The organism is Porphyromonas loveana, assembly GCF_003096695.1.
Classification (GTDB): domain Bacteria; phylum Bacteroidota; class Bacteroidia; order Bacteroidales; family Porphyromonadaceae; genus Porphyromonas; species Porphyromonas loveana.
In genome coordinates this window covers 18,741-31,832 of record NZ_QEKY01000015.1, presented here as the reverse complement: position 1 = coordinate 31,832, position 13,092 = coordinate 18,741, and the positions used below count along the sequence as shown (strand labels likewise).

Here is a 13,092-nt window from a genome sequence, read left to right as displayed (position 1 = left end):
GATAAAGAAGCGTGCTTGCTATTCCGCTGCGACGGAGAGCAGCGTACGAAGAGAAGGACGACGAGTAACAGCCGCTACCAAGACGCCGATCTTTGCGGCAGAAGCAGCTGCAAGGGGTTCGGCAGCGGCCTGCACGGTGGCTCCCGTCGTGAGCACATCGTCCACCAACAGAATACGAACGCCGGCAGGATGGGCTGCTGAATGGAGTGCAAAACGTCCCGTCATGGTCGTCTTGCGTTCAACATAGCCCTGTCCTGTTTGGCTCTCCGTGTAGGTACTACGAATCAAAGCCTCGCATACGGGGATTCCCGTCACGTGGCTCAGGCCGCGCGCAATGAGCAGGGCCTGATTGTAACCGCGCTCGCGTTGTTTGCGCGGATGAAGCGGAACCGGAACGATGAGGTCGTACTCACGGGACAGCATCGGGTAGCGACGCCCCGCCATACGGCCGAGCATCTCCCCCACCTCGGCATGGCCACGATACTTGAGCGCGTGGATCATGGGACGGACACCGCCATCATCTTTGAAAATGAAGAGCGCATGGAGCGCATCGATATAAATGTCTCCATTCAGACGATCCAACCCATATTGAATCCCCTCTATGTAACGAGGCATCTTTACCACGCAATGAGAGCAAACGCCAATCTCCGTCTCCGCGAGCATCGCCTCACAGACGGGACAATAGCGCGGGAAGAAAAAATCCAACGCCTTGCGCACAAACAATCGCAGCCTCAGGGAGTGTGGGCTACCATTCTTCCGCATCGGCATTCTGTATCAGGCGCGAAGCCTCTTTCATCACACGATCATATTCAAAACCTCTCCCAACAGCCCATCGCACCAAATGCTGCATACGGGTGCGATCGTCCGCGGCTTTGACCGTGCGCAGCTTCCGCTCCATCAGTTGCGGCAATGTGTCTTCGGGCTTGTCATCCCCCTCTTGAAGGGCCAAGAGAGCAGCCGTAACCACAGCCGTAGGGATGCGACGCCGTCCCAGTTCGAGCGCGATTCGTCGCGGCCCCCAGCCGTTGAAGCAATACTTATCACGGGCATAAGCATGGGCAAAGCGCTCGTCATCGAGAAAACGTTCCTCCACAAGCTGCTGCAAGATCCGTTCGCAAAGAGCAGCATCGGCCCCCGCCTGCTTCAGCTTGGTCTCCACATCGAAGCGACAACGCTCGGCACGAGCACAGTAGGCCTGCATACGATTCAGCAACTTCTTTTCCGTATTCATATGGCAGCAGAGGTCAGATATTGAGCCGAGAGAAAGCGATTCTTCCCCGAAAGATCCTTATGCAACTCCACACCATGCCAAGAGGAACGTGCTCTAAATAGAGCGCACGTCTCCTCAGCCAACCGTGCATTCAGCTCCACATAGAGACGTCCGCCCGGACGTAATTTCCCGGACTCTGCCATGTCGGCAATAGCACGATAGAACAGGAGTGGATCGGCTTCGGGAGCAAAGAGAGCCAAGGAAGGCTCATAGTCCAGCACATGAGAAGCCATGGCCGCACCTTCCGAAGGCATGATATAAGGCGGATTGCTGACAATGACGTCCACGGGAGGCAACAAATCCCATCGGGCATCGGGCACCAATACATCGGCTTCGACCAATGTGATGCGCGCACCCTCCGTCACATTACGGCCGGCCACCACCAGCGCTTCGGAAGACACATCCATCGCCCACACCTCGGCGGGCAGCATTCTCGCCAACGTAACAGCCAGACACCCGCTGCCCGTGCCCACATCCAGCAGATGAAGCAGAGTGACAGTCGCCTTTTCTCTACTGAGAACCAGCTCCACCAACTCTTCCGTCTCGGGGCGCGGGATCAGCACCGCAGGGCTAACCTCGAACTCCCGTCCCATGAAAGGAGCATGCCCCACAGCGTATTGCAGGGGCATTCCCTCTCGCATGCGGTCGAGGCAGCGCGTGAGTGTACCCTCGGCTTCGCTCGATAAAAGCGTATCTTTGTGTGCAAGCAAAAGCTGAGTACGGCTCAGCCGTGTGGCTTCCGACAGCAGTTCGCGCACTATACTGCGTAGTTCGTCCGGTTCGTACAGGCGGAGCAGTGCCGACTCGATCCGCTGTCCGGCTTCGTCAAACGTTATCATCAGAAACAAAATTAGCAATAAAGGTATGACTCCCGCCTCCCTCTATATGCGCCGTGCCATCGAATTGGCACAGAATGCCGAGGGCTTCACCTCCCCCAATCCCCTCGTCGGAGCCGTCATCGTGGCTCGCGACCGCATCATCGGCGAGGGCTATCACCACCAAGCCGGCATGCCCCACGCCGAGGTCATGGCCGTGCGCTCCGTACGCGACAAGGCCTTGCTGAAGGAAAGCACCCTCTACGTCAGCTTGGAACCGTGTTCGCATTATGGCAAGACGCCTCCTTGTGCCGAACTCATCCTCCGAGAAGGCATCCCCCACGTAGTAGTCGCCATGCTCGATCCCTTCCCTGCTGTCTCGGGGCGCGGCATCAAGATGCTACGCGACGGAGGCGTGACGGTCGAAGTGGGACTCATGGAAAAGGAAGCGGAGCAACTCAACCGCTATTTCCTGACGGCCCAACGCCTGCACCGCCCTTACGTCACGCTCAAATGGGCAGAGAGCAACGACGGCTTCATCGATGCCCTGCGTGATGATGCCTCCACGCCTCCTGTGCGACTGAGCAGCCCGCTGACCACCAGGTTCGTACACCACAAACGGATGCTGCACGATGCTATCTTGGTGGGCACCCGCACCGCCCTCCTGGACGATCCCTCCCTCACCGTGCGCCACTGGTACGGACGCCATCCTCTCCGCGTGGTCATCGATCGCGAACTGAAACTCCCCCGCCTCCTTCGACTCTTCGACGACAGCACCCCCACACTGGTGTTTACCGAGAGAGAGGTACCGACCGACTTCCCCCCGTCCGTGTCCTTCGCACACATCGACAGCTCCCGACCGATCATCGAACAAATCCTATCCGAACTATACAGCCGCGGCGTACAGTCGCTTTTCGTGGAGGGTGGCCGACAGCTACACCAGTCGTTTATAGACAGTGGTTTGTATGATGATGTGCGCATCGAGCGCTGTTCCTGCCTCTTGCACGACGGCACACCGGCTCCTACCCTACCCCGCAACTGAGTCTGACGCACCCCAATCCAGCTCGACATACTTAGACAGAAAAAGGCTGACGCTCGGGAGTGTCAGCCTTTTTCTAAGCATCACTTTTTTTAACTCACCACACGGCGTCAAAGGCAACGGAACGTACTTCGCAAAACTATGAGCCTAAATCGACGAAAACATGGCGCCAAAAACAGCAAGAAGACCGCGCCAAAAACTTTTCGATTTGGCGCATAAATTTTTCTGAAATGGCGCCAAAATAATTTCTTTTTGGCGCGAGTTTTTCCGACAAAGTGCGCAGAGTGGAAATCATAACACAATTGCATACTTTTTCACAAGCCCACCTCAATTTATCCAAAAGGGGTGCATCATGCTTGTTTTTCGATGGATAGAATAGCCACAAGAATCGGCGAACGCGTACACAGAAAAACGGGGCACTCCCGTTGAGATTAAGCGCTTTACGTGGATAAGTCCGCTATGTTTAGTACTTTTGTTCCACAAAAACAATCACAAACAGAAGAATCCTTTATCATCATGTACAGAACAAATACCTGCGGCGAGCTACGCCTTACCCACCTTCAGCAGACCGTAACCCTCAGCGGCTGGGTACAGCGCGTACGCCGAATGGGAGGCATGACCTTCGTGGACTTGCGCGACCGTTACGGCACGACACAGTTGGTTTTCAACCGCGAGTCGGCCTCTGCCGAACTATGCGATCGCGCCGAACACATGGGACGCGAGTGGGTGATCCGTGCTACCGGCACCGTGATGGAACGCTCCAGCAAGAACCCTAACATACCCACGGGCGATATAGAGATAGCAGTAAGCGAGATGCAGGTGCTGAACCAATCCGAGGTTCCGCCCTTCACCATAGAAGATGAGACGGACGGCGGCGACGACCTGCGTATGAGATTCCGCTACTTGGATCTCCGTCGTCACTGTGTGCGCTCCAATATGGAGCTGCGCCACCGAATGGCTCTCGAGGTGCGGAAATACCTCGACGGCGAAGGTTTTATCGAAGTGGAGACTCCCATGCTGATCAAGTCCACCCCTGAAGGGGCACGCGACTTCGTCGTCCCCTCACGCATGAACCCGGGACAATTCTACGCCCTGCCCCAGTCGCCTCAGACCTTCAAGCAGTTGCTGATGGTAAGTGGATTCGACCGTTACTTCCAGATCGTTAAGTGCTTCCGTGATGAGGACCTGCGAGCCGATCGTCAGCCCGAGTTTACGCAGATCGACTGCGAGATGAGCTTCGTGGAGCAAGAGGATGTACTGACCACATTCGAGGGCATGACCAAGCACCTCTTCCGCACGATCCGCGGCGTAGAGATAGCCGACACATTCCCCCGGATGGCGTGGCACGACGCCATGAAATACTACGGTTCGGACAAACCTGACACCCGATTCGACATGCGTTTCGTGGAGTTGATGGATGTGCTCAAAGGACATGGCTTCGGTGTCTTCGACTCGGCTGCCTACATTGGCGGTATTTGCGCCAAAGGTGCGGCCTCTTATACCCGCAAACAGCTCGATGCGCTCACCGACTTCGTAAAACGCCCGCAGATAGGCGCCAAAGGAATGGTGTACGCTCGCGTGGAAGCCGACGGCAACGTCAAGAGCAGCGTGGACAAATTCTACTCACAGGAAACGCTCCAAGAGCTGCGCAAGACCATGGGAGCAGAGCCAAACGATCTCATCCTCATCCTGAGTGGCGATGACATCATGAAGACCCGCAAGCAACTATGCGAGCTACGCCTGGAAATGGGTGCGCAGCTCGGCTTGCGCGACAAGAATACATTCTCCTGCCTCTGGGTGGTGGACTTTCCCCTATTTGAATGGGACGAAGAGACGCAGCGCTTCTATGCCATGCACCATCCCTTCACCAGCCCGAAGCCGGAGGACATACCTTTATTGGACACCGACCCGGGTGCCGTGCGTGCCAATGCCTACGACATGGTGATCAATGGCGTGGAAGTAGGTGGAGGCTCCATCCGTATTCACGACAGCGCACTGCAGCAGAAAATGTTCGAGTTGCTCGGCTTCACACACGAGAAAGCACAGGAGCAGTTCGGCTTCTTGATGAATGCCTTCAAATACGGTGCACCTCCTCACGGCGGTCTGGCCTATGGTCTGGACCGATGGGTATCACTCTTTGCCGGACTGGACAGCATACGCGACTGCATCGCCTTCCCGAAAAACAACGCCGGGCGCGACGTCATGATCGATGCTCCCTCTGCCATCGACGACACACAGCTCGACGAACTATTCTTGGCTCTGAAACCGCACGAGAACTAATCCCCCGACGATGGCACGATACTACGACATAGCATCTCCCGCATACGTACTGGAAGAAGACCTCCTGAGGCGCAATCTGGCTCTGATAGCATCTGTAACCGATCGCACCAGCGTGGAGATTATCCTCGCTTTCAAGGCGTATGCACTCTGGCGCACATTCCCGATCATCACGGAATACGTGCCGCACAGCACTGCCAGCTCGGTATGGGAGGCACGTCTCGCATTCGAAGAGATGGGAGCGCCGGCGCACACCTTCAGCCCCGCCTACACGCGAGAGGAGTTTCCGGAGATACTGCGTTATAGCAGCCACGTCACATTCAATTCGCTCAGTCAGTACCGTCTGCTTGCCCCCATGGTCAAGAACGTGGGCGTTTCGCTCGGGCTCAGGATCAACCCCGAATACTCGGCCGTGGAGACAGCACTCTACAATCCGTGTGCGCCCGGGTCACGCTTCGGCGTCTCGGCATCGGAGCTGGGCGACACCCTGCCCGAGGACATCGAGGGATTGCACTTCCACACCCTTTGTGAAAGCACCAGCTACGAACTGGAGAAGACGCTCGCCATCATAGAAGATCGCTTCGCTGCCGTGCTCAAGCAGGCACGTTGGCTCAACATGGGGGGTGGGCATCTGATGACGCGCAAGGACTATGACGTGGAGCACTTGGTGCGCCTGCTCAAGGACTTCTCTGGTCGACATCCTCATCTGCACCTGATCATGGAACCAGGTAGTGCCTTCGGTTGGCAGACGGGGTTCCTCAAGAGCACCGTCGTAGATATTGTAGAGCATCAAGGCATAGCCACGGCCATCGTGGACGTGTCCTTCACCTGCCACATGCCGGACTGTCTGGAAATGCCCTACAAGCCTGTGATCAGAGGAGCTCACCAAGAGCCGGTGCAGGGACTGCCGACCTATCGCATAGGAGGATGCAGCTGCCTAAGCGGCGACTTCATCGGAGACTGGAGCTTCGACAAACCTCTACAGGTGGGTGACGAACTGATATTCGAGGACATGCTGCACTATACGACCGTGAAGACTACGATGTTCAATGGTGTGCGCCATCCGGATATCGTCTTGCTGCGCACCGATGGCAAGAAAGAGATGCTGCGTAGCTTCGACTACGAGGACTACAAGAACAGAATGAACTAAGGACAGAATACAACACAGGATATACGAGACATCATGGGACTATTCGGATTATTCTCCAAGAAGAAAAAGGAGACGCTCGACGAAGGCTTGTCCAAGACGAAAGAAAACGTATTTGCCAAGATCACTCGTGCCGTCGCAGGTAAGAGTAAGGTCGACGACGAAGTACTCGATGAGCTTGAGAACGTACTGGTGACTTCCGACGTGGGAGTGGACACGACGCTCAAGATCATCAAACGAATCGAAGAGCGCGTAGCTCGGGACAAATACGTTTCCACTTCGGAGCTTACGGGCATCCTCCGCCAGGAGATTGCCTCTCTGCTCATTGAGAACGGCTCGGCCGATGGCGAGAGCTTCGACATCCCAGCAGACCAAAAACCCTATGTGATCATGGTGGTGGGGGTAAACGGCGTGGGCAAGACAACTACCATCGGCAAGCTGGCCAATCGCTTCCGTCAGGCAGGTAAGAGCGTTGTCCTCGGTGCTGCCGACACCTTCCGTGCAGCAGCAGTGGAGCAGCTGGAGATATGGTCGGAACGAGTAGGCGTGCCCATAGTCAAGCAGCAGATGGGCAGCGACCCCGCTTCGGTGGCTTATGACACGGTGAGTTCGGCCGTTGCCAACGGAGCCGATGTGGTGATCATCGACACGGCCGGCCGTCTGCACAATAAGATCAACCTCATGAACGAGCTGACCAAGATCAAGCGTGTCATGCAAAAGGTAATCCCCGACGCACCTCATGAGGTATTGCTGGTACTGGACGGCTCAACAGGACAGAACGCCTTCGAACAAGCCCGACAGTTTACGGCCGCAACGGAAGTAAATGCGCTCGCTGTTACCAAGCTGGACGGCACCGCTAAGGGCGGCGTGGTCATCGGCATATCCGATCAGTTCAAAATACCGGTGAAGTATATCGGACTGGGAGAAGGCATCGACGACCTGCAAGTCTTCCGTAAGAAAGAATTTGTAGACTCTCTATTCGGCGAATGAGAAGAAACAGAGTAGATGTCATTACGCTCGGCTGTTCCAAAAATCTGGTGGACAGTGAGGTACTCATGCGCCAGTTCATGGCCAACGGCTATACTGTGCACCACGATCCGGCCACGGTAAGTGGCGAGATCGTCGTGGTCAATACTTGCGGCTTCATCGGTGATGCTCAAGAGGAGTCGGTCAATACCATCTTGGAGATGGTGGAGGCCAAGAAGAGCGGACGCATCGGGCAACTATATGTAATGGGCTGTCTGAGCGAACGCTTTCTGGACGATCTGAAGAAAGAAATCCCCGAAGTCGATGCCTACTACGGCAAGTTCAACTGGAAGCAACTACTCTCTCATCTGGGCAAATCCTACTATGCAGAGGCTGAGAACAGACGTAAACTGACGACTCCCCGCCACTATGCCTATCTGAAGATATCCGAAGGCTGCGACCGCAGCTGTTCGTATTGTGCCATACCTATTATTACCGGTCGCCACCATTCGCGACCGATAGAGGATCTCGAAGAAGAGGTGCGGGCGCTCGTCCGTCGGGGCACACACGAGTTTCAGCTCATCGCCCAAGACCTCACCTTCTATGGCATCGACCTATACGGGGGCAATCGACTGGCGGAGCTGACCGAACGTCTGTCGGACATTAAGGGCGTGGAGTGGCTGCGCCTACACTATGCCTATCCGGCACACTTCCCTCTCGATCTGCTACGTGTGATGCGTGAGCGTCCGAACGTGTGCAAGTACTTGGATATGGCCTTGCAGCACATCAGCGATCCCATGCTCAAGCTGATGCGCCGACAGATCACCAAGGCAGAGACCTACGACCTGATCGAGACAATTCGCCGCGAGGTGCCGGGCATCCACTTGCGCACGACGCTCATGACGGGACACCCGGGAGAGACGGATGCCGACTTTGCAGAGCTACTTCAGTTCGTGCGTGATATTCGCTTCGAACGATTAGGAGCTTTCACCTATTCGCATGAAAGTGGCACCTACTGCGACAAGCATTATCAAGACAAAATACCCGAATCCGTCAAACAAGAACGGCTGGGCGAACTCATGGCTGTGCAAGAGCGCATTGCGGCGACATACAACGAAGCGAAAGTGGGCAGCCGTATGCGTGTGGTCATCGATCGCGCAGAAGACGGATTCTACATCGGACGTACCGAATATGACTCTCCGGAAGTGGATCCGGAGGTACTCATACCTTTTGTAGATGGTCAAGTATTGAAGCCGGGGCAGTTCCATATGGCGGAGATCACAGAGGCAGAGCCCTTCGACCTATATGCACGAATCATAGATTGAGAATCCCAATCGGATCGACAAACAACTGGCAGGAATGATACAACAAGAGCTATGGATCGCTCAGCTGGCGACGGCATCGGATACTGACGTATCCACATCAGACGAGCTCTGGTCGCATTACTGTCGGCTGACGGGACAACTATTATCCAAAGGCGAGACCATCCGCCAAGAGGGAATAGGGCTGTGGCAAGCTGTGAAGGAGGATGAATACGTAGGCATACGCCCCGACGGTTCGCGTGTGTTGGTCCCCCCTCGTATCAAGTTGCGCCTAATCGGCCCTGTATCCTCCCCGACACGAGAGACCATGCTGCAAGCGCTTATCGATTTGACGCCCTACACCGAGGTCGTGGTCGTGCGCTGGTGGAAGGCTATTCCCGAGGTATTATCGGCGTTGTTGCAGAAGGGGCATCCGGTTTCCTGGCCACAGTTCGGTCGTTTCGAGCCGATAAAGGAAGAGGAGGAACTGACGGGTTGCCGTTTCATCGCCGAAGGTGAATTGTCGGAATTGCTCAATCGACCGTTCTCCATGTTCCCCACAATCGAATTGTCGCCGGAGACTGAGATAGCCGATACGCAGACACGACCACTGGAAGCCGCATCCACTTGCTTTATTTTATTCCGCACGGGCCATAGAGAGGAGGAGAACAAATCCGAACCTACTCCCATAACAACGGAAAAAGAAATCCCCATCGCCCCGCTCCCGACCACGGAAGAAGAGGCTCCGACCGCAGAAGCAAACTCCGAGGACGAGGAGACTCGCCCGAAAGAAGAGGCACAACCGACTGAGGAAACAGCAGCACCTACCGAAATTCCCCGCCCCAAACGAGAGAAAGAACGCATCATGACCATGCGCAGACACCTGTTGGTCGCAGCATTTCTCATCATCGGTACCGCAGCTTATTTCTTGCTCCAACGTCTGCCCATGCCCTCATGGAAGGCACCGAAGCAGCAGCCCCAAGAGAGTGTAGTTCCTGCCCCTCGTGACACGACCCCCATCGCGACAGATACTGTGCAGGCTATTCCTGCGCCGACCAATTTGGGAAGAATCGTCATGCGCAAAGGCGACATGCTTACGCGCATCGCCCGAGAGACGTATGGCGACCGCATCTTCTGGGTCTATATATATGAAGAGAACAAAGAGAAGATCGCCGACCCCGACAATGTGCCCTTGGGCACGGAATTAGTGCTGCCTCTTCCTGAGAAATACGCGATCAATGCCGCCGACACAGCTTCGCTCAGGCGAGCATTGGCACTCCAATTCGAGATCGGGAGTGCGAAGAAACGGAAATAGCATCGGTGTTTTGCTAACTTTGTGATAATGAGTACCAATAGTATAGACGTACAACAAATCAAGCAACGCTTCGGCATCATCGGCAGCAGTCCGCTGATGGAGCATGCCATCCGCGTGGCTGCACAGGTGGCCCCTACGGACATGTCTGTCCTCGTAATGGGAGAGAGTGGTTCGGGGAAAGAGTTCTTCCCACAGATCATTCACCACTACAGCGCCCGCAAACACTATAGTTATATAGCAGTCAATTGCGGGGCTATCCCCGAAGGGACTATCGATTCGGAGCTTTTCGGCCATCGCAAAGGCTCTTTCACCGGTGCCGTATCGGACCGAAAAGGATACTTTGAAGAGGCTTCGGGCGGGACGATCTTTCTGGACGAAGTGGGCGAACTCCCCCTACCCACACAGGCACGACTCCTCAGAATACTGGAGACGGGCGAGTTCATCCCCGTTGGTGCTAGCCAACCGCAGAAGACGGATGTACGGATCGTTGCTGCCACCAATGTGAATCTGAAGGAAGCTGTGGCCAATGGCAAGTTCAGGGAAGACCTCTTCTTCCGCCTGAATACTGTGCCCATCGAAGTGCCGCCGCTGCGTATGCGCCCCGACGATGTGCCGCTACTCTTCCGTCGCTTTGCCGCCGACAGTGCGGAGAAATACCGGATGCCGCCCCTGCGTCTATCGGACGAAGCGCGCGTCGTACTCATGCGTTATCGCTGGCCGGGGAATGTGCGAGAACTGCGCAATATCACCGACAGGCTCAGTATATTAGAAGAGGAACGAACGGTTTCTGCCGAGACCATCACCCGCTATCTGAATGCGGATGCCATGCAAGATCTTCATCCGGTCATCATCAGGCAGAACGATGCACGCTCCGAGGACAAGCAGATACCCCACTATGAGCGTGAGATCATCTATCAGGTGCTATACGACATGAAGAAGGAGATAGCCGACATGAAGAACATGATCAACCGCATAGCACATCACGAACAACCCTCCTGGACCGTGGGCAGTAAGGTGTGGGAGAACGAGGAGTTGCCCGCGAGGGAACAGTCTTGGACGCAGCACACACACGCAGAACCCATCCACACGGACCTGACGGCCGAGCCTATACAAGAGGCCAAAGAGTACACTGAGGAGACGCTCTCGCTGGTGGAATTAGAGAAAGAAACGATACGTCGTTCACTGGAACGGCACGGAGGGAAGCGGGGACCGGCGGCCAAAGACTTGAAGATATCGGAACGAACCTTATACCGCAAACTGAAGGAGTATGGCATCGATCAGGAATAAAATTTACGCTCTTTTTGCCCTCGTGGCAGTACTTATCGGCCTGACGGCTCTGTCGGCTTGCAGCATCTCCTATAGTCCCCGTGGCGGTTCGCTGGATTATACCCGTGTCAAGACCCTCTTCATGCCGGACGTAACCAATCAGGCGACCCGCGTATATCCCCCGTTGGCGCAAAACATGACCGAGGCTCTGCAGAACCAATTTACCCGACGTACCAAACTGAGCATGGCGCGAACGAACGATGCCGATATGGTCATCGAGGTGATGATAACCAATTACGACCTCGCTCCCCTCGCCGTCCAAGACAACGACTTGGCTGCTCGTACCAAGGTGACACTGACGGTCCAGGTGCACTATGAGAACAAGGCTTTCCCCGAACAGAGCTTCGATAACAGCTTCACTTCCACGACCGACTTCGACAGCAGCCAGCAACTTGTGGACGTACAAGACGGTCTGCTTGCCAATATGGTGGAGGACCTCGTGAAGCAGATATACAACGCTACGGTAGAGAACTGGTAAAATCACCCCGATGACGACGGACGATCTATACGCCTACATGGAGCACCCCTCGCGCTTATCGGCTGCCACGCTGCCGGAGATGAAAGCGCTGTATGAGGCTTATCCGTTCTGCTCCACATTCGTGTTTCTATACCTATATAATATGTATGTCGTGCAGGACGTGCGCTACGCATCCGAACTGCGCCGCCTCGCGCCCTATTTGCCGGACAGACGCAAGCTGTATTTGCTCGTAGAGGAATACACGCATCCCGAGCATTTGCAACCGACCGAAGCGGAGAAAGAACCCGATGCCTTCTCCCTCATCGACGAGTTCTTGGACGAGATGTCCCGCGGCGGAGCCGATCTCCCTTCCGAGATATCTTACGGGAGCGAGCATGGCGCAGCCCCCGCAGCGGACTATTTCGCTTCGATAATGCCCGACGAGGCAGCGACTACCCCCGTGTTCACCGTGCCGCCCGTCACGGAGCCTACACCGGCCTCTACACCGGCTGAGAAGGAACCCGCCACGAGCCTCTCGACGGAAGAACTGGAAGAAGAGCTCTTCACCGAGACGTTGGCACGCATCTACATCAAGCAGGGGCGCTACGACAAGGCACTGAGGATTATCAAGACCATTAGTTTGAATTATCCGGAAAAAAACCTTTACTTTGCCGATCAAATTCGGTTCCTCGAGAAGTTGATTACTAACGATAAAAACAAAATATAGAAAATGTACATCGCACTGACTATTCTCATCCTGCTCGTATCACTGTTTCTTATCCTCGTAGTAGTGGTACAGAACTCTAAGGGAGGCGGCTTGGCTGCAGGCTTTGCATCCAGCAATCAGATCATGGGAGTCCGCAAGACTACCGACTTTCTTGAGAAGGCTACCTGGTGGTCGGCCGGTATCATCACCGTCCTCACCATCGTCTCTACCCACTTCCTGCACTCAGGCAGCGGCGAAGACAACCAGAATGCTCTGCAACAATCATTGGAGAAGAAGGTGAAGACCGAAATGCCCGCAGCCGTGCCCAACTTCGGCGGAGACGCTGCCACGACGGCCCCTGCCCAGCCTGCAGGCGAGACTCCTCAGCAGGAAGGACAAGCTGAATAAGCGGTCTGCCCACTATTTCACCCCCCCTTTCGCAGGTACGGACCTAACGTCTCTGTCTTTGAGCT

General features: G+C 55.4%; 13 protein-coding genes. 10 read left to right on the top strand and 3 right to left on the bottom strand.

The genetic code is table 11. The annotated features are described in order from the left end of the window. Positions 1 to 18: 18 nt before the first annotated feature. Genes C7382_RS08325 through prmC form a run of 3 tightly spaced genes read right to left on the bottom strand, consistent with a single transcriptional unit; the run spans position 19 to position 2,109 of the window. Positions 19 to 768, bottom strand: a complete 750-nt coding sequence (locus C7382_RS08325) for a ComF family protein (RefSeq protein ID WP_243405682.1) — start codon at positions 766 to 768, stop codon at positions 19 to 21. Beyond that, on the bottom strand, positions 746 to 1,231 hold the full coding sequence (locus tag C7382_RS08320) for a regulatory protein RecX (RefSeq protein WP_116679826.1): 486 nt from the start codon (positions 1,229 to 1,231) through the stop codon (positions 746 to 748). Before C7382_RS08320 ends, C7382_RS08325 begins: the two co-directional genes overlap by 23 nt. Continuing rightward, positions 1,228 to 2,109 carry a peptide chain release factor N(5)-glutamine methyltransferase gene (prmC, locus tag C7382_RS08315; protein WP_116679825.1) on the bottom strand — a complete coding sequence of 294 codons (882 nt, stop codon included), beginning with the start codon at positions 2,107 to 2,109 and terminating at the stop codon, positions 1,228 to 1,230. The genes C7382_RS08320 and prmC overlap by 4 nt, the downstream gene beginning before the upstream one ends. Positions 2,110 to 2,134: 25 nt before the next feature. On the opposite strand from prmC, the gene ribD reads away from it, so the two are divergent. From ribD to secG, 10 genes are all read left to right on the top strand, one after another. Continuing rightward, the gene (gene ribD, locus C7382_RS08310; RefSeq protein ID WP_116679824.1) at positions 2,135 to 3,127 is read left to right on the top strand and encodes a bifunctional diaminohydroxyphosphoribosylaminopyrimidine deaminase/5-amino-6-(5-phosphoribosylamino)uracil reductase RibD; all 993 of its coding nucleotides are present in this window, start codon (positions 2,135 to 2,137) and stop codon (positions 3,125 to 3,127) included. A 513-nt stretch (positions 3,128 to 3,640) separates the two neighbouring features. Continuing rightward, entirely contained in the window at positions 3,641 to 5,404 is a 1,764-nt protein-coding gene (gene aspS, locus C7382_RS08305; protein ID WP_116679823.1) for an aspartate--tRNA ligase, read from the top strand. A gap of 10 nt (positions 5,405 to 5,414) precedes the next feature. Further along, the gene (nspC, locus tag C7382_RS08300) at positions 5,415 to 6,551 is read left to right on the top strand and encodes a carboxynorspermidine decarboxylase (RefSeq protein ID WP_116679822.1); all 1,137 of its coding nucleotides are present in this window, start codon (positions 5,415 to 5,417) and stop codon (positions 6,549 to 6,551) included. Positions 6,552 to 6,584: 33 nt separating this feature from the next. Beyond that, complete coding sequence (ftsY, locus tag C7382_RS08295; protein WP_116679821.1) at positions 6,585 to 7,538, top strand: signal recognition particle-docking protein FtsY; 954 nt, start codon at positions 6,585 to 6,587, stop codon at positions 7,536 to 7,538. Beyond that, the gene (gene rimO / locus C7382_RS08290; RefSeq protein ID WP_116679820.1) at positions 7,535 to 8,839 is read left to right on the top strand and encodes a 30S ribosomal protein S12 methylthiotransferase RimO; all 1,305 of its coding nucleotides are present in this window, start codon (positions 7,535 to 7,537) and stop codon (positions 8,837 to 8,839) included. The genes ftsY and rimO overlap by 4 nt, the downstream gene beginning before the upstream one ends. A gap of 34 nt (positions 8,840 to 8,873) precedes the next feature. Beyond that, positions 8,874 to 10,130: a LysM peptidoglycan-binding domain-containing protein gene (locus tag C7382_RS08285; protein ID WP_116679819.1), complete on the top strand. Its 1,257-nt coding sequence runs from the start codon at positions 8,874 to 8,876 to the stop codon at positions 10,128 to 10,130. A 27-nt stretch (positions 10,131 to 10,157) separates the two neighbouring features. Further along, positions 10,158 to 11,417 (top strand): sigma-54 interaction domain-containing protein, encoded by a 1,260-nt coding sequence (locus C7382_RS08280; RefSeq protein WP_116679818.1) that lies wholly within the window; start codon positions 10,158 to 10,160, stop codon positions 11,415 to 11,417. After that, positions 11,398 to 11,934: an LPS assembly lipoprotein LptE gene (gene lptE / locus C7382_RS08275; RefSeq protein ID WP_116679817.1), complete on the top strand. Its 537-nt coding sequence runs from the start codon at positions 11,398 to 11,400 to the stop codon at positions 11,932 to 11,934. The genes C7382_RS08280 and lptE overlap by 20 nt, the downstream gene beginning before the upstream one ends. Positions 11,935 to 11,944: 10 nt before the next feature. Further along, positions 11,945 to 12,640 (top strand): tetratricopeptide repeat protein, encoded by a 696-nt coding sequence (locus C7382_RS08270; protein ID WP_116679816.1) that lies wholly within the window; start codon positions 11,945 to 11,947, stop codon positions 12,638 to 12,640. A gap of 3 nt (positions 12,641 to 12,643) precedes the next feature. Further along, positions 12,644 to 13,027: a preprotein translocase subunit SecG gene (secG, locus tag C7382_RS08265; RefSeq protein ID WP_116679815.1), complete on the top strand. Its 384-nt coding sequence runs from the start codon at positions 12,644 to 12,646 to the stop codon at positions 13,025 to 13,027. The last annotated feature ends 65 nt before the right edge of the window (positions 13,028 to 13,092 follow it).

Coding starts and splice junctions, on each gene's coding strand:
- C7382_RS08325 (WP_243405682.1), bottom strand. CDS start 768: ATGCCGATGCGGAAGAATGGTAGCCCACACTCCCTGAGGCTGCGATTG.
- C7382_RS08320 (WP_116679826.1), bottom strand. CDS start 1,231: ATGAATACGGAAAAGAAGTTGCTGAATCGTATGCAGGCCTACTGTGCT.
- prmC (WP_116679825.1), bottom strand. CDS start 2,109: ATGATAACGTTTGACGAAGCCGGACAGCGGATCGAGTCGGCACTGCTC.
- ribD (WP_116679824.1), top strand. CDS start 2,135: ATGACTCCCGCCTCCCTCTATATGCGCCGTGCCATCGAATTGGCACAG.
- aspS (WP_116679823.1), top strand. CDS start 3,641: ATGTACAGAACAAATACCTGCGGCGAGCTACGCCTTACCCACCTTCAG.
- nspC (WP_116679822.1), top strand. CDS start 5,415: ATGGCACGATACTACGACATAGCATCTCCCGCATACGTACTGGAAGAA.
- ftsY (WP_116679821.1), top strand. CDS start 6,585: ATGGGACTATTCGGATTATTCTCCAAGAAGAAAAAGGAGACGCTCGAC.
- rimO (WP_116679820.1), top strand. CDS start 7,535: ATGAGAAGAAACAGAGTAGATGTCATTACGCTCGGCTGTTCCAAAAAT.
- C7382_RS08285 (WP_116679819.1), top strand. CDS start 8,874: ATGATACAACAAGAGCTATGGATCGCTCAGCTGGCGACGGCATCGGAT.
- C7382_RS08280 (WP_116679818.1), top strand. CDS start 10,158: ATGAGTACCAATAGTATAGACGTACAACAAATCAAGCAACGCTTCGGC.
- lptE (WP_116679817.1), top strand. CDS start 11,398: ATGGCATCGATCAGGAATAAAATTTACGCTCTTTTTGCCCTCGTGGCA.
- C7382_RS08270 (WP_116679816.1), top strand. CDS start 11,945: ATGACGACGGACGATCTATACGCCTACATGGAGCACCCCTCGCGCTTA.
- secG (WP_116679815.1), top strand. CDS start 12,644: ATGTACATCGCACTGACTATTCTCATCCTGCTCGTATCACTGTTTCTT.